Here is a 17,303-nt window from a genome sequence, read left to right as displayed (position 1 = left end):
CGTCGCGTGCAAGGACCGTGATTGACGTGAAGGTCGGCATTCCCACCGAGGTCAAGAACAACGAGTTCCGAGTCGCCATCGCCCCGGCCGGGGTCCACGAGCTCGTCGCCGGCGGGCACCAGGTCCTCGTCCAGAGCGGAGCCGGGCTCGGCTCCGCCATCCCCGACGAGCAGTTCGCCGCCGCGGGGGCAATCGTGCTGCCCGACGCCGACGAGGTGTGGGCCGCCGCGGACCTGCTCCTGAAGGTCAAGGAGCCGGTGGCGGAGGAGTACCACCGGCTGCGCAAGGACCAGACGCTCTTCACCTACCTGCACCTCGCCGCCTCCCGCGACTGCGTGGACGCGCTGCTGGCCTCGGGCACCACCGCCATCGCGTACGAGACCGTGGAGACCACGGGCCCGACCGGCCGCGCCCTGCCGCTGCTCGCGCCCATGTCCGAGGTCGCGGGCCGGATCGCCCCCCAGGTCGGCGCCTACCACCTGATGCGCTCGGCCGGCGGCCGGGGCGTGCTGCCCGGCGGCGTCCCCGGCACCCCGCCCGCCAGCGCCGTCGTCATCGGCGGCGGCGTGTCCGGTTGGCAGGCCACCCAGATCGCGGTCGGCATGGGCTTCCAGGTCACCCTGCTCGACAAGGACGTCAGCAAACTCCGAGAGGCGGACCGGGTGTTCGGCACCCGGGTGCGGACGGTCGCGGCCAACGCCTACGAGGTCGAGCGCGCCGTGCTCGCCGCCGACCTGGTGATCGGCGCGGTGCTCGTGCCGGGCGCGCGGGCGCCGAAGCTGGTGACGAGCGACCTCGTCTCGCGCATGCGGCCGGGGAGTGTCCTTGTCGACATCGCGATCGACCAGGGCGGCTGCTTCGAGGACTCGCATCCCACCACCCACGCCGAACCGACGTTCCGGGTGCACGACTCGATCTTCTACTGCGTGGCCAACATGCCGGGGGCGGTGCCCGCGACCTCCACCGCGGCGCTGACCAACGCCACCCTGCCCTACGTCGTCGAACTGGCCGATCGCGGCTGGCGCGAGGCGCTGCGGCGCGATCCCGCGCTCGTCCCCGGGCTCAACGTCCATGACGGGCAGGTGATCTCGGCGCCCGTCGCCGAGGCGCACGGACTCCCGTACACCGAACCCCGCGCCGTGCTCGGGTGATTCATCGACGCGGCGGTCAACTCCCGCCGTCAACATCGGGAATGTCACACGCCGTGTCGCGCCACGCCGCCCCGGTGGTCGAGTGGCGCCCGCCTCCGCACTCTGTGACGGGCGGTCAACTCGTCTGCTAGGTGGCGCTTTAACCGTTTCGCGGGCAGGGGAAACGTCCCGCTGGCGAGGCTTGTGCCCTTGACAAGAGAATGTTCGACGGCCGACACATCCGTGCCGGTCCGGCGGATTGTGTTGCTGTGAACCACCGACACGCCATAGAGTCGCCAATCGTCGGCATGGTGCAACGCTGACTCTGTCTAGAAGTTTCCTGGTCCCCAAGGAGGTAAGACGACTTGTGAATGAGTCGACAATTACTCCCCGGGGAGGACAACCAGGGGTCCCGGAGCGGCACCAGGGCACCGGGGATCTGACGGGCCTGGGCTCCGTCGCTGTCCGTACCCACGCAACCCACCAGAGCCAACCGAGCATGACAGCGCATCAGAGCACGGAAGCAAACGCGACGGGCGGCGACGCCGACCGTTTCCCCGACTACGACGATCTCCCGGACGGGCAGTTCTACGACCCGGACGCGGAATACGAGCCCGACCCCGAGTACGCGGCCACCATCGCCCCGGACGCGGCCAGGCAGCGGCGTGAGCGGATCGGCCCCACCGGCCGTCCGTTGCCGTACTTCCCGATCCCGGGACCGCTCACCGAGCGCGGGCCGGCGCAGATCATCGCGATGTGCAACCAGAAGGGCGGGGTCGGCAAGACCACCTCGACCATCAACCTGGGCGCCGCGCTCGCCGAGTACGGCCGCCGGGTGCTGCTGGTCGACTTCGACCCGCAGGGCGCCCTCTCGGTCGGCCTCGGCGTGAACCCGATGGAGCTCGACCTCACCATCTACAACCTGCTGATGGAGCGGGGCATGGCCCCCGACGAGGTGCTGCTCAAGACCGCGGTCGCCGGCATGGACCTGCTGCCGAGCAACATCGACCTGTCGGCCGCCGAGGTCCAGCTGGTCAGCGAGGTCGCGCGCGAGTCCACGCTGCAGCGGGCGCTGCAGCCGATGCTTAGCGACTACGACTTCGTCATCATCGACTGCCAGCCCTCGCTCGGCCTGCTCACCGTGAACGCGCTCACCGCGGCGCACAAGGTGATCGTGCCGCTGGAGTGCGAGTTCTTCGCGCTGCGCGGGGTCGCGCTGCTGACCGAGACCATCGAGAAGGTCCAGGAGCGGCTCAACCCGAACCTGCGGCTCGACGGCATCCTGGCCACCATGTACGACTCCCGCACGGTGCACAGCCGGGAGGTCCTGGCCCGCGTGGTCGAGGCGTTCGACGACAACGTGTACCACACGGTCATCGGGCGTACGGTCCGCTTCCCCGAGACCACGGTCGCCGGTGAGCCGATCACCACCTACGCGTCCAACTCCGTTGGCGCGGCCGCGTATCGCCAGCTCGCCAGGGAGGTGCTCGCCCGGTGCCACGCCGAGTGAGCCTTCCGGCGGCCGACGAACTGTTCCGCAGTACCGGTGGGTCCGCCGTACAGCCCTCGACGCCCCCGAGCCCGCCGCACGAGCCGGCGGGGAGCACCAAGGACGATCCGGCGCCGCCTCGGCTGCCGGCGCCGGCAGCCGAGGCGGGCGCCGGCGACGAGCCGGCCCCGTCGGCTCCGGCGGCCCCGGCCGCCGGCCCGGCCGACGAGGCCCGCGGCCGGCGGCCGGCCCGCGAGGCCCGGCCGGGCGGCGAGCGCCCGCTGCCGGCCCAACAGCAGCGCGAGGCCCGCGACGTCCGCGAGGCCAAGGGGGGCCGACCGGCCCCCGCCGCCGCGCCGAGGCGCGGCCGGGCCGCGCGTCGACCGAGCGGGCGGGAGCGGCACGACGAGAAGATCACGGTCTACGTGTCGGCCGAGGAACTGATGGACCTCGAACACGCCAGGCTGGTGCTCCGCGGCGAGCACGGCCTCGCGGTGGACCGCGGACGCATCGTCCGGGAGGCCGTGGCGGTGGTCCTCGCCGACCTGGAGTCCCGCGGCGAGGCCAGCATCCTCGTCCGCCGCCTGCGGGGCCGCTGACCTACGAACCCGGGCGAACCGGTTCGGACAACGCGCGAGTGCCACGGCCGCGTCCGAAGACCACGGGAGTAGTCTGCCCCGCGATGACGCCTCCTCCGTCGCCGCGACAGCGCCGCCCCCTGGGCCGTGGCCCCGGCGCGCCCAACGGGCACGCGCCGGAGGATGTCCCCACCCCCCCACCCACCCCAGCCGCCGAGCCTGCCCACCCACACAGCGGCTCCGCCGATTCGGCGACGGCCGAGGCCGCGTCCGGCGCCGGAGCGTCCGGCGTGAGGGTGGCCGCTTCATCGCCGGCTGGCTCCGCCGGTTTGGTGGACGGTGTCTCCGCCGGCCGGGTGCCGCCGGCCGGCGTCGAACCGGTTGACTCCGCTGGTGACCCCGCCGACGGGGCCCTCGGCTCGCCGCCGCCGCCGTCGCCGGCGACGGCGCGCGAGGCCGCGCTGCGGCCGGAGGCCGAGTCGGCGCTGGACGGCTCCGCCGGATCGGCGGAAGGTGCTTCGGCCGGCCGGGTGCCGCCGCCTTCGGCGGCGGCCGAGGCCGGCGCGGTATCCGTTGGTTCGTCTGGTGGGGCGACGGGCCTTGCCGCTGGTCGGGCCGGCCTGCGGCCGGAGGACGAGGTCGCTGGTGGGTCGTCCGCGGTGGGGGACGTGGCGGGTGCCGAGGTCGACCTCCGGCCGGAGGACGACGGTGGTGTTCCGGCGGATGATCGTCGGTTCAAGGTGGTGTTGGAGAACTTCGAGGGGCCGTTCGATCTGCTGTTGCAGCTCATCTCACGGCACAAGCTCGACGTCACCGAGGTCGCGCTGTCGCGGGTCACCGACGAGTTCATGGCCTACATCAGGGCCATGGGGCCGGACTGGGACCTCGACCAGACCACCGAGTTCCTCGTCGTCGCGGCCACCCTCCTCGACCTCAAGGCGGCCCGGCTGCTGCCGGCCGCCGAGGTCGAGGACGAGGCGGACCTCGCGCTGCTCGAGGCCCGGGACCTGCTCTTCGCGCGGCTGCTCCAGTACCGCGCCTTCAAGCGGGTCGCCGACATCTTCTCCGAGCGCCTCGCCGCCGAGGCGCTGCGCCACCCCCGTACCGTGGGGCTCGAGCCGCACCACGCCGAGCTGCTGCCGGACGTCGTCATCCGCATCGGTCCCGAAGGCTTCGCCAGGCTCGCCGTGAAGGCCATGCAGCCCAAGCCCAAGCCGCAGGTGTACGTCGATCACATCCACGCCCCCCTGGTCAGCGTCCGCGAGCAGGCCGAGGTCGTGATCGCCAGGCTGCGCGAGCTCGGACGGGCCAGCTTCGGCGAGCTGGTGCGGGACGCCCCCGACACCCTCACCGTCGTCGCCCGCTTCCTCGCGCTCCTCGAGCTCTACCGGGAGCGGGCCGTCACCCTCGACCAGGAGGAGGCGCTCGGCACGCTGGTCGTCGCCTGGAGCGGCGGCGAGCCCGACCGTCCGCTGGTCACGGACGAGTTCGACCAGGAGTCCGCGCCGCCGGACGCGTCAGACGGGAAGGAGCGGTCGTGAGCCAGGAGCCGCAAGGGGAGCCGCGGGAGGAAGAGGAGCGCGCGCCGGCGCTGGAGCTCAAGCCGTCGCTCGAGGCCGTGCTGATGGTCGTCGACGAGCCGGCCACCGAGGAGCACCTCGCCAAGGTCCTCGGCCACCCACGCCGCGCGGTCGCCGCCGCGCTGCGCGAGCTGGCCGACGAGTACCTGACGCAGGGCCGCGGCTTCGAGCTGCGCCTCATCGCCGGCGGCTGGCGGTTCTTCACGCGCCCCGAGTACGCCGAGGCCGTCGAGCGCTTCGTGCTCGACGGCCAGCACGCCCGCCTGACCCAGGCCGCGCTTGAGACGCTGGCCGTCGTCGCCTACCGGCAGCCGGTCAGCCGCTCCCGGGTCTCCGCGATCCGCGGCGTGAACTGCGACGGTGTCATGCGCACCCTGCTCCAGCGCGGTCTGGTGGCCGAGGCGGGCAGCGAACCCGAAACAGGTGCGATCCTGTATGTGACGACGCACTACTTCCTGGAGCGGATGGGGCTGCGCGGCTTGGACGAACTGCCCGAGCTCGCCCCCTTCCTCCCCGAGGCCGAACAGGTCGAGGGCGAGAGCCAGGAGGCGATGGCGTCGCTCAGCATGGACGTAGACGCTCCCACCGACCTCCCGACGGAACACTGATGCGAAGCAGCGGCAGGAACAGCAACCGGAACTACCGGGGCGCGGGCAACAGCCGCGACGACCGGCAGCGGCGCGCGGGCCGCCCCCGCCCCGAGGAGCGCCGTTACGGCCAGGGCGGTGGCCCGGGCGGCGGGGCCAAGAAGAAGCGGACCGCGCCGGCCCGCTCCCGCGAGTACGACGCCCAGCTCGAGGAGCGCAACCGCGCGCGGCACGACAAGCCGGCCGTCCGCCTCCCCAAGACCTTCGGCGAGGCCGAGGGCGAGCGGCTGCAGAAGGTGCTCGCCAGGGCCGGCCTGGGCTCCCGGCGTGCCTGCGAGGAGCTGATCGACCAGGGCAGGGTCGAGGTCAACGGCAAGGTGGTGCACTCCCAGGGCCGCCGCGTCGACCCCGAGAAGGACGAGATCAAGGTCGACGGGCTGACCGTGGCCACCCAGTCCCACCTGTTCTTCGCCCTCAACAAGCCGGCCGGCGTCGTCTCGTCCATGGAGGACCCCGACGGCCGGCAGTGCCTCGGCGACTACGTGCAGAACCGGGAGACCCGGCTCTTCCACGTCGGGCGCCTCGACACCGAGACCGAGGGCCTGATCCTGCTCACCAACCACGGCGAGCTCGCCCACCGGCTCACCCACCCCAGGTACGGCGTCACCAAGACCTACCTCGCCGCCATCCAGGGGCCCATCCCGCGCGACCTCGGCAAGCGCCTCAAGGACGGCGTGCCGCTCGAGGACGGCTACGCCAGGGCCGACCACTTCCGCGTCGTGGAGAACACCGGCAAGAACTACCTGGTCGAGGTCACGCTCCACGAGGGCCGCAAGCACATCGTGCGCCGCATGCTCGCCGAGGTCGGGTTCCCCGTCGACAAGCTGGTGCGCACCGGCTTCGGCCCCATCGTGCTCGGCGACCAGAAGTCCGGCTGGCTACGCCGGATGACGAACACCGAGGTCGGCCGGCTGATGAAGGAGGTCGGTCTGTAGGCCGAAGGGGGCGGAAACCGGTCGACGGCCAGGCCGGGTCGGGGCATACGCTGGGGGAATGCGCACCGCCCTCGTCACCGGCACCGGCCTGATCGGCACCTCCATCGCCCTGGCGCTCACCGCCCGCGGCGTCCGGGTGTACCTGGCCGACCAGGACCCGGACCAGCCGAGGACCGCGGCCGCGCTCGGCGCCGGTACCGACGGCCCTCCCGAGGGCCCGGTCGAGCTGGCCGTCGTGGCCGTCCCGCCGGCGCGCATCGCCGCCACGCTGGCCGAGCTCCAGCGGCGCGGCGCGGCCCGTGCCTACGTGGACGTCGGCAGCGTCAAGGGCGGCCCCGGCCGCGACCTCGTGGCGCTCGGCGGCGACCAGCGCAGCTACCTCGGCACCCACCCGATGGCGGGCAAGGAGCGCTCCGGGCCGCTGGCCGCCTCGGCCGACCTGTTCGAGGGCCGGCCCTGGGTGCTCACCCCGAACCCCCAGACCGAGACCGAGGTGCTGAACCTGGCTCTCGAGCTGGCCTCACTCTGCCGCGCCGTGCCGGTGGTGATGGACGCCGACGCCCACGACCGGGCCGTCGCCCTCGTCTCGCACACCCCGCAGCTGGTCTCCAGCCTGGTCGCCGCCCGCCTGGAGAGCGCCGAGGAGGCCGCCGTCCGGCTCTGCGGGCAGGGCATCAGGGACGTCACCAGGATCGCCGCCTCAGAACCACGGATGTGGCTCGACATCCTCGCCGCCAACCCGGGCCCGGTGGCCGACGTGCTCACCGAGATCGCCGCCGACCTGGACGAGACGGTGCGCGCCCTGCGGGCCCTGGAGTCCGCCGACGAGGCCAAGCGCGCGGCCGGCATCGCCGGCGTCGAGGCGGTGCTGCGGCGCGGGAACGCCGGCCGGGAGCGGGTGCCGGGCAAGCACGGCGCCGCCCCCACCGCCTATGAGACCGTCGCCGTCCACATCAGCGACCGGCCGGGCGAGCTGGCCGGGATCTTCGCCGACGCGGGCCGGGCCGGCGTCAACGTCGAGGACGTCCGCATCGAGCACGCGACGGGGCAGCAGGCCGGCCTCGTGGAGCTCATGGTGGTGCCGGAGGCCGCCCCCGGCCTGATCGCCGCCCTGCGCGAGCGCGGCTGGTCGATCCGCGGCTGACCGGCCCTACCGGCCGCCGGCCGGCCGGGCCTAACCGCGGTGCACCGGCCGCGTGCCGGGCACCTCGGCGGGCCGGTAACCTTCTCCCCCGGGGGGCCTCGCGACCGGCGGGAACGCCGGCGAACCGCCCTCAGCCCCCGGCCCCCGCGCCATGCCGCTTCGGGGAACCGCTCTTCGCCCGCTCCAGAAAGGTGCGCACCGCCGTGACTGCAACCCCCGTCATCGTCGCCATCGATGGCCCCGCCGGCACGGGTAAGTCCAGCACCTCTAAGGCCGTGGCCAGCCGCCTCGGCCTCGGCTTCCTGGACACCGGCGCGCAGTACCGGGCCATGACCTGGTGGATGCTCGCCCACGGCGTCGACGTCAACGACCCGGCCAAGGTGGCCGCGGCTGCGGGCGAGCCGGCCATCGTCTCCGGCACCGACCCGCTCGGCCCCACCATCACCGTCGACGGCGAGGACGTCTCGGGACCCATCAGGAGCCAGGAGGTCAGCGGGGCGGTCAGCGCCGTCAGCGCGGTGCCCGAGGTGCGAGCGGTCATCACCGCACTGCAGCGGTCCATCGCCGCCGCCGCGCCGACCGGCATCGTCGCCGAGGGCCGCGACATCGGCACCACCGTCCTCCCCGACGCCGACGTCAAGATCTTCCTGACCGCCTCGCCCGAAATCAGGGCGGCCCGCCGCAGCGCCGAGCTCAGCGGCAAGGACGCGGTCGGCCTGGCCGCCACCCAGGCGGCGCTGCTCAAGCGGGACGCCGCCGACTCGGCGCGCAAGGCATCCCCACTGGCCAAGGCGGCCGACGCGATCGAGGTGGACACCTCGGAGCTGACCCTGGAGCAGGTCGTCGACCGCGTGGTCACCCTGATCGAGGAGCGCAGGCAGCGGTGAGCACATCCGGCACCCCGGCGGGCGCGCGCGGCGCCCGGGGCGCGGCGGTGGGCCGCCGGATCGCGATCGGCGTGGTCCACGGCGCCTGGCGCCCACGCGCGCTCGGCACCTGGCGGGTGCCGCCGGCGGGCCCGGTGATACTCGCCGGCAACCACGCGCACAACGTCGACGGCCCCGTGATCATGGGCACCTCGCCGCGCCCGGTGCGGTTCCTGGTCAAGCGGGAGGCGTTCGTCGGCCCGGTCGCCGGCTTCCTGCGCGGCATCGGCCAGGTCAGCGTGGACCGGCACGGCACCGACCGGGCCGCCGTCGCCGAGGCGCTCGCCGTCCTCGACGCGGGCGGGGTGCTCGGCATCTTTCCCGAGGGCACCAGGGGAGAGGGCGACTTCGCCGCGCTGCGGGCCGGCCTCGCCTACTTCGCGCTGCGCTCGGGCGCCCCGATCTTGCCGGTGGCCGTGCTCGGCAGCAACGAGGCACGCGGCCGTCTCGTGCCGGCGTTCCCCCCGCTGCGCCGGCGGATCGACGTCGTCTACGGCGACCCGTTCACGCCGGTCGCGCCCGGTGGGCGGCGCACCAGGGCCGCGCTCGACACGGCCACCCTGCTCGTACAGGAGCGGCTGGCGGCCCACCTCAAGGAGGCCAGACGGCTCACCGGCCGGTAGGACCTGGGCGACACTGGTGTGATGGGCCAGGCCCGTGGCACGGCCCGGCCCGACCGACGACGACACTTCACGAGGACGTAACTCCATGACCGACCAGAACCACCCAGGCACCGCGGACCGGCACGGTGCGCTCGGCGACGCCGAGTACGCGGAGTTCATGGAGCTCGCCACCGGAGAGGGCTTCGAGGCCGAGGAGATCGACAGCGAGCTGGCGGCGGCCGGTGGCGGGCCACTGCCCGTTCTCGCCGTCGTCGGCCGGCCCAATGTCGGCAAGTCGACCCTGGTGAACCGGATCATCGGCCGCCGCGAGGCCGTCGTCGAGGACAAGCCGGGCGTCACCAGGGACCGGGTCAGCTACGAGGCGGAGTGGGCCGGCCGCCGCTTCAAGGTCGTCGACACCGGCGGCTGGGAGCAGGACGTCCTCGGCATCCACGCCTCGGTCGCCGCCCAGGCCGAGTTCGCGATCGACGCGGCCGACGCCGTGATCATGGTGGTGGACGCCAAGGTCGGCGCCACTGACACCGACGACGCCGTGGTCAAGCTGCTGCGCCGCTCGGGCAAGCCGGTGGTGCTGTGCGCCAACAAGGTCGACGGCCCCTCGCAGGAGGCCGAGGCCGCCTACCTGTGGAACCTGGGCATCGGCGAGCCCTTCCCGGTCTCCGCGCTGCACGGCCGCGGCACCGGCGACCTGCTCGACGCGGTGCTCGCCGTGATGCCCGAGGCCCCGGCCGACGTCTTCGGCGGCGCCATCGGCGGGCCGCGGCGGATCGCGCTGATCGGCAGGCCGAACGTCGGCAAGTCCTCCCTGCTGAACAAGGTGGCGGGGGAGGAGCGGGTGGTCGTCGACGAGCTCGCCGGCACCACGAGGGATCCGGTCGACGAGCTGATCGAGCTCGGCGGGCAGACCTGGCGGTTCGTCGATACGGCCGGCATCAGGCGGCGCGTGCAGGACGGCGTCGACTACTACGCGTCGCTGCGGACGGCCGCCGCCCTGGAGAAGGCCGAGGTGGCCGTGGTGCTGATCGACGTCACCGAGCCCATCAGCGTCCAGGACACCCGCATCATCACCATGGCCGTGGAGGCCGGGCGCGCGCTGGTCATCGCCTACAACAAGTGGGACCTGCTCGACGACGAGCGCCGCTTCTACCTGGAGCGCGAGATCGAGCAGGACCTGGTGCAGGTGCGGTGGGCGCCGCGGGTCAACGTCTCGGCGCGCACCGGCCGGCACATGGAGAAGCTGGTGCCGGCCATCGAGACGGCGCTCGCCGGCTGGGAGAGCCGGGTGCCGACCGGCAAGCTGAACGCGTTCCTCGGCGAACTCGTCGCCGCCAACCCGCACCCGGTGCGGGGCGGCAAGCAGCCGCGGATCCTCTTCGGCACCCAGGCCGGCACCCGCCCGCCCCGGTTCGTGCTGTTCGCCTCCGGCTTCCTGGAGGCCGGCTACCGCCGCTTCATCGAGCGGCGGCTGCGCGAGGAGTTCGGCTTCGAGGGCACGCCGGTGCACATCTCGGTGCGGGTGCGGGAGAAGCGCGGCGCGAAGAAGAAGTAGGCCGCCTGGGGGGCCCAGTTACAGGCTCCCCGGCGGCAGCGCCGCCGGGGCCACCAGCTGGGCCGGCGGGTATCCGTAGACGGGCGGCTCGAGTTCGTGGTGCCGCCCGTAGTCACGCCAACCGCCGGACCCCGAACCGGTGATGGGCCGGATCGTGCTGAACCCGACGAACCGCAGCTCCTCCTCGCCGGTGCGGTCTCCGGGCAACGCCCGGAAGAGCCGGCGGTACTCGGCGCACAACGAGTCGTAGATCGGCGTCGCCGAACCGCCATACGACTGGTCGTAGGCCGACCGCATCCCGGGAATCGGCGCTGGACGGGCGTGCTGCGGTCGTGAGGCTTCATAAGTGTGCACGCCCCTCCAACGATCGACCCATCCACCGGATGCGGCCTGACTGTCCCTTGTACCCCTTTGCGCCTGGCGGCGCCCGCCTCGAAGGTTCCGGCGCCCCACGACGGCGGGCCTGGGGCCCGATGCGGTACCTGCCGGGGCGCGTGGGTCCGCCCCCCGTCGTCTGCCGGTGCGCCTGGTGGCGCCTGCCTTGGAGGTTTCGGCGTGCCCGTGACGCCGGGCCTGCGGATTGATGCGGTACCTGCCGGGGGCGGGCGGCTCGCCGCCCTGCGGCGCCGGCTTCGAAGGTTCTGGCGCGCTCTGGCGTCTGCGCGTCGTGGCTGGCGGCGCGGGGCTCCGGGGGCCGCTCGGGGCGGACCTGGCGTCCGCCGGGGAGTGCGTGGGCCTGCCCTGCGGCGGCTGGCTTGCGCGTCGTGCCCTGCGTTGACGCCTGCCAGCGCCTGCGCTGTCGGCACCCGTGTTGCCGCCCGAAGGCGCCCTGCTGCCCGCACCGGGGTTCTGCCGGTGCACCGCGGGCGCCAAGGCCTTCGAGGCGCGTGGCGTTGTCCGGCCGCCGTGGGAGGTGTCGGGCCTCGGCCAGGCACCTCCCACGCCGTGGGCGCGGGGCCTTCATGGGGCGGCCGCCGCCAGGCGGGTTACGTCCCGGCGAGGGGCATCGTTGCCGCGACGAGGAGGCCGCCGGCGGCGGCCTTTTCCAGGGCGTCGCGCAGCATGTCCTCGCGCGGCTGCTGGCCGATGGACCCCGCGGGGGCCGCGAAGACCACCACCGACTGGCGCTGGTTGGCACTGGCGCGCCAGCCGTCGGTGACGGTGAGCGGTTGGTGGGCCTGCCACCAGGCCACCGGCTGGCCGCCGCTCTGCTGGCCCTGCAGCACGGCGTGCAGCTGGCCCATGGCCAGCAGCACCGACCAACCTGGCAGCTGTGCCGGCTGGTTGGCGAGGTCGGTGACCGGCAGGAAGCCGGCCTCGATCAGCAGCGGGAGGAAGTCGTCGCCGGGGCCTTCCGTGCCCGGGCGGGCGATCGGCCCCGTGGGCTCGACCACGATCGCGGCGTGCACCTCGTCGCCGATGAGGATCTGGCCGCAGGTGACGCCGAGCACCGCCTGGCCGGGCGCCGGCTTCAGCTCGGTGGCGGCCGGCGCCGCCGGGGTCTGGCCCTCGCCGGTGATGGACCGCACGGCGCCCTGGAGCTGCTCCTCGGATACGGAGACCACCTGGGAGGGGATGCAGGAGGCGTGGGCGAAGGCGAGCACCACCGTCTCGTCGCCCACGAAGAGCACCGTGCTGGTGCGCTCCTGCTCCGGGTTGCCGGGGGTGCGGCAGGAGGTGCAGTCGTAGCTGCTCGGCGCGTTCTCGCCGGCCAGCAGCCGTTCGGCTTCTTCGTCGCCGATCTCGGCGCGTACGTCGTCGCTGACGTCGAGCATGGGGGACACGGTCGCTCCTCAGTTCGGGCTGCGGAAGTCGTGGACGGGCCCTGAGCGCCCGGGGGGCGTCAGTGCCCCGTGCACAACGGTGGGAGCGGCGTGGGGGTCACGCCCGGCGGGCGGGCAATCGTCCCATCGGAGGTGAAGCGTAGTGGGCACGACAATCGTCGGAGTTCACTTGCGTTCACCGGGTGTGTGAATTTTCTGTGCGTCGATAATCGGTCGAGCGGTGCGTGAAAAAGGGCCAGCGGAAACGCTCGTGGCGGATGGGGAACGGAAATTCGGTGGGGCCAGAAGGGGGGCGTGCATTACCTGAGGCGGACGTTAGGCCGAACAGGTCCCGCGGGGCCCCGCTGTGACACAAGCGTGACAGTTCCCCCGATCCGGGCCTGCCCTCGGGGTGCCCGGGGGTGCCGGCAGGCCGTACGGTGGGCCGCATGGCACCTCTACCCCAGCAGCCCCGCACACCCGACGACGCCCCGGAGGAGTACGTGGGTCTCGCGGCCGACGTGGCCGAGCGGCGGGCCAGGGACCGCGGCTGGTCCACGGTGCGTCGGCTGTCGCCGGACGCGATCATCACCATGGAGTTCATGGCCGGGCGCCTCAACCTCGCCGTGCGCGACGGCGAGGTCGTCCGCTGCTGGAAGGGCTGAGCCTCAGCGGCTCCCCACCGGCCTGGCCGGTGGGTGGTCCGGGCGGCCGCCGGCGCGTGCTCGGTTCGGCGCGCGCAGCCTGAGCTTCGCGGGGTGCGGCCCGGCACCCGGGCGCGCCGCCACGCCGGGCACCGGCTCGCCGTGCGGCAGCGACTCCTCGCCGGGGCCCACCAGGGCGGCGGCCACCGGCTGCGGCGCCGGATCGAGCAGGGGCACGGCGTCGCCGTGGCGGCCCAGCGTGCCGAACACCCGGTCCCGGACGGCGAGAAGCATGGCGTCCACGCGGTTGATCAACGGCTCGCACCAGGGCAGGGCCAGCAGGATCAGCAGCCCGGCCGCCCAGCCGAGGAGCACGTCGCTCACCCAGTGGGTGCCGAGGTAGACGGTGGTGGCTCCGACGCCGAGCGCGCAGACCGCGGCGATGACCGACAGGAGGCGGCGGGCGCGCGGGGTGGTGGCCAGATAGGCCAGGATTCCCCAGGTCACGACCGCGTTGGCGGTGTGCCCGGAAGGAAATATATCGCCGGTCAGGAACATCTCGTTCGAGCCCATGACGTTGGCGTAGTGGGGTCCCTCGCGGCCCATGCCCAGCTTGGCGGCGCCGACCGTGACGTTCAGCAGGAGCAGCGAGCAGGCCATCACCAGCAGCGGGCGCAGGGTGCGCTGCCGCCAGGAGCGCCAGCCGAGCCAGGCTGCGACCAGCGCCGCGGTGGGCCCACGCTGCCCGAGCACGACGAAGTAGTCGAGGAAGGCGTGCATCTCCGGCCACTGCTTGTACGGCCGGAACAGCATCACCTGCCAGTCGAGGCGGACGAGCCAGGACGTGCTGAGCACCGCCGCCACGATGGCCACGTAGAAGCCCAGCGTGGCCCACAGGAGCGCCACGCGCGTGCGGCTCATTACGGGAACCGGCATGCTCGGCGGCTCTGGCTCCTGTTCGAGGCGGGCTAGGAGTCGGTCGGTACGCACTTTTTCAAGATTACAGCCCGTGATAGCGGGCTTCCTGCCCGCCCCCGTCTTCGTAATGGCGATGTGATGTGCCGCCGGTCTTTTCACCTGCCCGGGCACCCGCCGCCCGACGAAATGGACGGGTACCGGGAATTGACGGTCGGCTATTTCCGGGGCGGTCGGCTCATCGTCTTTTCATGGCCGTTTCATGGCCGTTTCATGGCCGGCGGCGGGGGAATGCGCACGGTCATCAGGTGAACGACGGCGTGGCGGGCGGCGGTTCGCTGACCCGTGCGGGCGCGTTCGATGGCCGGCGGGCCCCTGTCGTACGCTGTCTCACCGTCCTGCCCTCCACACCGTGCCCGGTGCGCGCGCCACCGGGGTTCCCCCGCGGTGACGAGGGTACGTCACGCGCGCCACAGGGAGGTGCGTTGGTGTCCAAGACGCCCCTGCCCGGATCCACGGCCCGGGAGCGCGACGGCGCCCGCGGCGGCCACCCCCGCCGCTGGACGGTGCTCGTGGTGCTCTGCGTCAGCCTGTTCGTGGTGGCGATCGACGCCACCGTGCTGCACGTGGCCGTGCCGGCCGTCAGCGAGCAGCTGCGCCCCGGCGGCATCGAGCTGCTGTGGATCGTCGACGCCTACCCCCTCGTCTGCGCCTCGCTGCTGATCCTCTTCGGTACGCTCGGCGACCGGGCGGGCCGCCGCCGGGTGCTGCTGCTCGGCTACGCCTGCTTCGGCGTCGCCTCCGCCGTCGCCGCCTACGCGCCCAGCGCCGGCGTGCTGATCGGCGCCAGGGCGCTGCTCGGCGTCGGCGGGGCCATGATCATGCCGGCCACGCTGTCCATCCTGCGGCACGTCTTCCCCGACCGCAGGGAACGGGCGTTCGCCATCGGCGTCTGGAGCGCGGTGGCGGCGGTGGGCGCCGCGCTCGGCCCGCTGGTGGGTGGGCTGCTGCTCGAACACTTCTGGTGGGGCTCGGTCTTCCTCGTCAACATCCCGCTGATGGTGGTCTGCCTGCCGGTCGCCCGGGTGCTGCTGCCCGAGTCGGCCGGCGACGGCTCGGGCCCCTGGGACGTGGCCGGTGCCCTGTTGGCGGCCGTCGGCCTCTTCTCGCTGATCCTGGCGCTGAAGCGGATCGGCGCCGGCGACCTGTTCACCCCTGGCACCGCGCTCGCCGCCCTGGTGGGCGTCGCGCTGCTCGTCCTGTTCGCCCGGCGCCAGCGCCGCGCGAGCCACCCGATCATCGACCTGACCGCGTTCGCCCGACCGGCCTTCGGCACCTCGGTCGGCTGCATCGTGCTCACCGTGCTCGCCCTGGTCGGCCTCGCGCTCGTCGCCGCCCAGTACCTGCAACTGGTGCTCGGGCTCTCGCCGTTGGAGACCGGGCTGCGGCTGCTGCCGCTGAGCCTGGCGGCCATCGCCGCCGGCCTGGTCGGCTCCCGACTGCTGCACCGGTTCGGCCCCCGGCTGATGGTCGCGCTCGGCTTCTGCCTCACCGCGCTCGCCGTGCTGCTCCTCGTGGGCCTGGGCGAACAGGATCGGCCGGTGCTGATGATCCTCGGCTTCGTGCTGCTCGGCTTCGGCCTCGAGACCACGCTGTTCGCCGCCTACGAGTCCATGCTGAGCGACGCGCCGGCCGCCGAGGCGGGCAGCGCCGCGGCCGTCGGCGAGACGGCCTACCAGTTCGGCGCCGGCACCGGCATCGCGCTGCTCGGCAGCCTGATGAACGCCGTGTACGGGCCCGCGCTCCGTGGCCTGGCCGGGCTGAGCGCGTCGGAGGCCGAGGCGGCGGGGCACTCGCTCGGCGAGGCGTACACGGTGGCCGACCGGCTCGGCGGCCCCAGGGCCGAGGCGCTGCGGGAGGCCGCTCGCGAGGCGTTCGTCCAGGGCATGCGGCTGACCCTGGTGGCCAGCGCGGCGCTGCTGCTGCTCGGGGCCGTCGCCGCCTGTCGGCTGCCGCGCCGGCTGTGCGCGACGGCGCGGCCCGGCGTGCCGTCGCAGGCGCGGGACGCGGAGGGGCGGTCGCTCTTGCCCAGCGGGGTTACCCGCCCGTAACGTCGGCGCGGTGACCGCTGACACCCCGCCCCCCTTCGACCCCGTCGACCCGCTTGGCATCGACGAACTCCTCGCCGAGGACGACCTGGCCGTGCGCGCCGCCACCCGCGCGTGGGCGCGGGACCGCGTGCTGCCGCACGTCGCCGAGTGGTACGAGCGCGGCGAGGTGCCCGGCGTGCGCGAGCTCGCCAAGGAGCTCGGCGCGCTCGGCGCCCTCGGGATGTCCCTGACGGGCTACGGCTGCGCCGGCGCCTCGGCCGTCCAGTACGGCCTGGTCTGCCTGGAGTTGGAGGCCGCCGACTCCGGGATCCGCTCGCTGGTCTCCGTGCAGGGCTCACTGGCGATGTACGCCATCCACCGCTACGGCTCCGAGGAGCAACGCCGCCGCTGGCTGCCGGCGATGGCGAGCGGCGAGACCATCGGCTGCTTCGCGCTGACCGAGCCCGACCACGGCTCGAACCCGGCCGGGATGCGGACCCGCGCCGAACGGGATGGCTCCGACTGGCTGCTCACTGGCCGCAAGACGTGGATCACCAACGGCTCGCTCGCCGACGTGGCCGTCGTCTGGGCCAGGACCGACGACGGCGTCCGCGGCTTCCTGGTGCCGGCCGGGCTGCCCGGCTTCACGGCCACCCCGATCCGGCACAAGGGCTCGCTGCGGGCCTCGGTGACCAGCGAACTGTCCCTCGACGGCGTCCGGTTGCCGGCCGACGCGGCGCTGCCCGAGGCGCGCGGCCTGCGCGCCCCGCTGGGCGCGCTGAGCCACGCCCGCTACGGCATCACATGGGGCGCCCTCGGCGCGGCCCGCAGCTGCTTCGAGACGGCGCTCGAGTACGCGCGCGTCCGCGAGCAGTTCGGCCGCCCGATCGGCGGCTTCCAGCTCACCCAGGCCAAGCTGGCCGACATGGCGGTCGAGCTGCACAAGGGCCTGCTGCTCGCCCTCCACCTCGGCCGCCGCCTCGACGCCGGCCGGCTGCGCCCCGAGCAGGTGAGCTTCGGAAAGCTGAACAACGTGCGCGAGGCGCTGGACATCTGCCGCATGGCCAGGACCATCCTGGGGGCGAACGGCATCTCCATGGAGTACCCGGTGCTGCGGCACATGGCTAACCTCGAGTCGGTGCTGACGTACGAGGGCACGAGCGAGATGCACCAACTCGTCATCGGCAAGGCGCTGACGGGCCTCGACGCGTTTGCCTAGCCGGGGCCCTGGCCCCGGGCGGGCCTGAACCGTCCCCTGGTCCCGGGCGGGTCTGAACGGTGGTGGGGGGG

General features: G+C 73.5%; 16 protein-coding genes. 13 read left to right on the top strand and 3 right to left on the bottom strand.

From position 1 onward, the window contains the following. Window positions 1–26 precede the first annotated feature (26 nt). From ald to der, 10 genes are all read left to right on the top strand, one after another. Window positions 27–1,151 (top strand): alanine dehydrogenase, encoded by a 1,125-nt coding sequence (gene ald / locus E1265_RS09930; protein WP_132929901.1) that lies wholly within the window; start codon window positions 27–29, stop codon window positions 1,149–1,151. A 478-nt stretch (window positions 1,152–1,629) separates the two neighbouring features. After that, window positions 1,630–2,640: a ParA family protein gene (locus E1265_RS09925; protein ID WP_243740652.1), complete on the top strand. Its 1,011-nt coding sequence runs from the start codon at window positions 1,630–1,632 to the stop codon at window positions 2,638–2,640. Continuing rightward, entirely contained in the window at window positions 2,637–3,218 is a 582-nt protein-coding gene (locus E1265_RS09920) for a hypothetical protein (protein WP_132929900.1), read from the top strand. The genes E1265_RS09925 and E1265_RS09920 overlap by 4 nt, the downstream gene beginning before the upstream one ends. A gap of 83 nt (window positions 3,219–3,301) precedes the next feature. After that, complete coding sequence (locus E1265_RS09915) at window positions 3,302–4,738, top strand: segregation/condensation protein A (RefSeq protein ID WP_132929889.1); 1,437 nt, start codon at window positions 3,302–3,304, stop codon at window positions 4,736–4,738. 83 nt (window positions 4,739–4,821) lie between these two features. Next, window positions 4,822–5,385: an SMC-Scp complex subunit ScpB gene (scpB, locus tag E1265_RS09910; protein ID WP_243740657.1), complete on the top strand. Its 564-nt coding sequence runs from the start codon at window positions 4,822–4,824 to the stop codon at window positions 5,383–5,385. Continuing rightward, the gene (locus E1265_RS09905; RefSeq protein WP_132929887.1) at window positions 5,385–6,359 is read left to right on the top strand and encodes a pseudouridine synthase; all 975 of its coding nucleotides are present in this window, start codon (window positions 5,385–5,387) and stop codon (window positions 6,357–6,359) included. Before scpB ends, E1265_RS09905 begins: the two co-directional genes overlap by 1 nt. Before the next feature lie 58 nt (window positions 6,360–6,417). Further along, window positions 6,418–7,503, top strand: a complete 1,086-nt coding sequence (locus E1265_RS09900) for a prephenate dehydrogenase (protein ID WP_132929886.1) — start codon at window positions 6,418–6,420, stop codon at window positions 7,501–7,503. 191 nt (window positions 7,504–7,694) lie between these two features. Then, entirely contained in the window at window positions 7,695–8,390 is a 696-nt protein-coding gene (gene cmk, locus E1265_RS09895) for a (d)CMP kinase (protein ID WP_243740651.1), read from the top strand. After that, the gene (locus E1265_RS09890; protein ID WP_132929884.1) at window positions 8,387–9,052 is read left to right on the top strand and encodes a lysophospholipid acyltransferase family protein; all 666 of its coding nucleotides are present in this window, start codon (window positions 8,387–8,389) and stop codon (window positions 9,050–9,052) included. Before cmk ends, E1265_RS09890 begins: the two co-directional genes overlap by 4 nt. Window positions 9,053–9,137: 85 nt before the next feature. Continuing rightward, on the top strand, window positions 9,138–10,601 hold the full coding sequence (gene der / locus E1265_RS09885; RefSeq protein ID WP_132929883.1) for a ribosome biogenesis GTPase Der: 1,464 nt from the start codon (window positions 9,138–9,140) through the stop codon (window positions 10,599–10,601). A gap of 18 nt (window positions 10,602–10,619) precedes the next feature. On the opposite strand, the gene E1265_RS09880 is transcribed toward der, so the two are convergent. Then, entirely contained in the window at window positions 10,620–10,898 is a 279-nt protein-coding gene (locus E1265_RS09880) for a hypothetical protein (RefSeq protein WP_132929882.1), read from the bottom strand. A 689-nt stretch (window positions 10,899–11,587) separates the two neighbouring features. Further along, window positions 11,588–12,376, bottom strand: coding sequence for a hypothetical protein (locus E1265_RS09875; RefSeq protein ID WP_165953715.1), 789 nt, complete (start codon window positions 12,374–12,376; stop codon window positions 11,588–11,590). 437 nt (window positions 12,377–12,813) lie between these two features. On the opposite strand from E1265_RS09875, the gene E1265_RS09870 reads away from it, so the two are divergent. Further along, window positions 12,814–13,029, top strand: coding sequence for an I78 family peptidase inhibitor (locus E1265_RS09870; protein WP_132929880.1), 216 nt, complete (start codon window positions 12,814–12,816; stop codon window positions 13,027–13,029). Window positions 13,030–13,032: 3 nt separating this feature from the next. Here E1265_RS09870 and E1265_RS09865 read toward each other — a convergent pair whose 3' ends face one another. After that, window positions 13,033–13,944 (bottom strand): phosphatase PAP2 family protein, encoded by a 912-nt coding sequence (locus E1265_RS09865; RefSeq protein WP_243740650.1) that lies wholly within the window; start codon window positions 13,942–13,944, stop codon window positions 13,033–13,035. A gap of 482 nt (window positions 13,945–14,426) precedes the next feature. Here E1265_RS09865 and E1265_RS09860 point away from each other — a divergent pair, with 482 nt between their 5' ends. After that, window positions 14,427–16,034, top strand: coding sequence for an MFS transporter (locus E1265_RS09860; RefSeq protein WP_243740656.1), 1,608 nt, complete (start codon window positions 14,427–14,429; stop codon window positions 16,032–16,034). Window positions 16,035–16,044: 10 nt separating this feature from the next. Continuing rightward, window positions 16,045–17,232 (top strand): acyl-CoA dehydrogenase family protein, encoded by a 1,188-nt coding sequence (locus tag E1265_RS09855; RefSeq protein WP_132929877.1) that lies wholly within the window; start codon window positions 16,045–16,047, stop codon window positions 17,230–17,232. Window positions 17,233–17,303 lie beyond the last annotated feature (71 nt).

The sequence above is a fragment of the Streptomyces sp. 8K308 genome (genome assembly GCF_004348315.1).
GTDB lineage: Bacteria > Actinomycetota > Actinomycetes > Streptomycetales > Streptomycetaceae > Streptomyces.
This window is presented reverse-complemented; position numbering and strand designations above follow the sequence as displayed.

What these genes read in the sequence shown, in the direction of transcription:
- E1265_RS09925 (WP_243740652.1), top strand. Translation starts at nt 1,630, where the DNA reads ATGACAGCGCATCAGAGCACGGAAGCAAACGCGACGGGCGGCGACGCC.
- E1265_RS09915 (WP_132929889.1), top strand. Translation starts at nt 3,302, where the DNA reads ATGACGCCTCCTCCGTCGCCGCGACAGCGCCGCCCCCTGGGCCGTGGC.
- scpB (WP_243740657.1), top strand. Translation starts at nt 4,822, where the DNA reads ATGGTCGTCGACGAGCCGGCCACCGAGGAGCACCTCGCCAAGGTCCTC.
- E1265_RS09905 (WP_132929887.1), top strand. Translation starts at nt 5,385, where the DNA reads ATGCGAAGCAGCGGCAGGAACAGCAACCGGAACTACCGGGGCGCGGGC.
- E1265_RS09900 (WP_132929886.1), top strand. Translation starts at nt 6,418, where the DNA reads ATGCGCACCGCCCTCGTCACCGGCACCGGCCTGATCGGCACCTCCATC.
- der (WP_132929883.1), top strand. Translation starts at nt 9,138, where the DNA reads ATGACCGACCAGAACCACCCAGGCACCGCGGACCGGCACGGTGCGCTC.
- E1265_RS09880 (WP_132929882.1), bottom strand. Translation starts at nt 10,898, where the DNA reads ATGCGGTCGGCCTACGACCAGTCGTATGGCGGTTCGGCGACGCCGATC.
- E1265_RS09875 (WP_165953715.1), bottom strand. Translation starts at nt 12,376, where the DNA reads ATGCTCGACGTCAGCGACGACGTACGCGCCGAGATCGGCGACGAAGAA.
- E1265_RS09870 (WP_132929880.1), top strand. Translation starts at nt 12,814, where the DNA reads ATGGCACCTCTACCCCAGCAGCCCCGCACACCCGACGACGCCCCGGAG.
- E1265_RS09865 (WP_243740650.1), bottom strand. Translation starts at nt 13,944, where the DNA reads ATGCCGGTTCCCGTAATGAGCCGCACGCGCGTGGCGCTCCTGTGGGCC.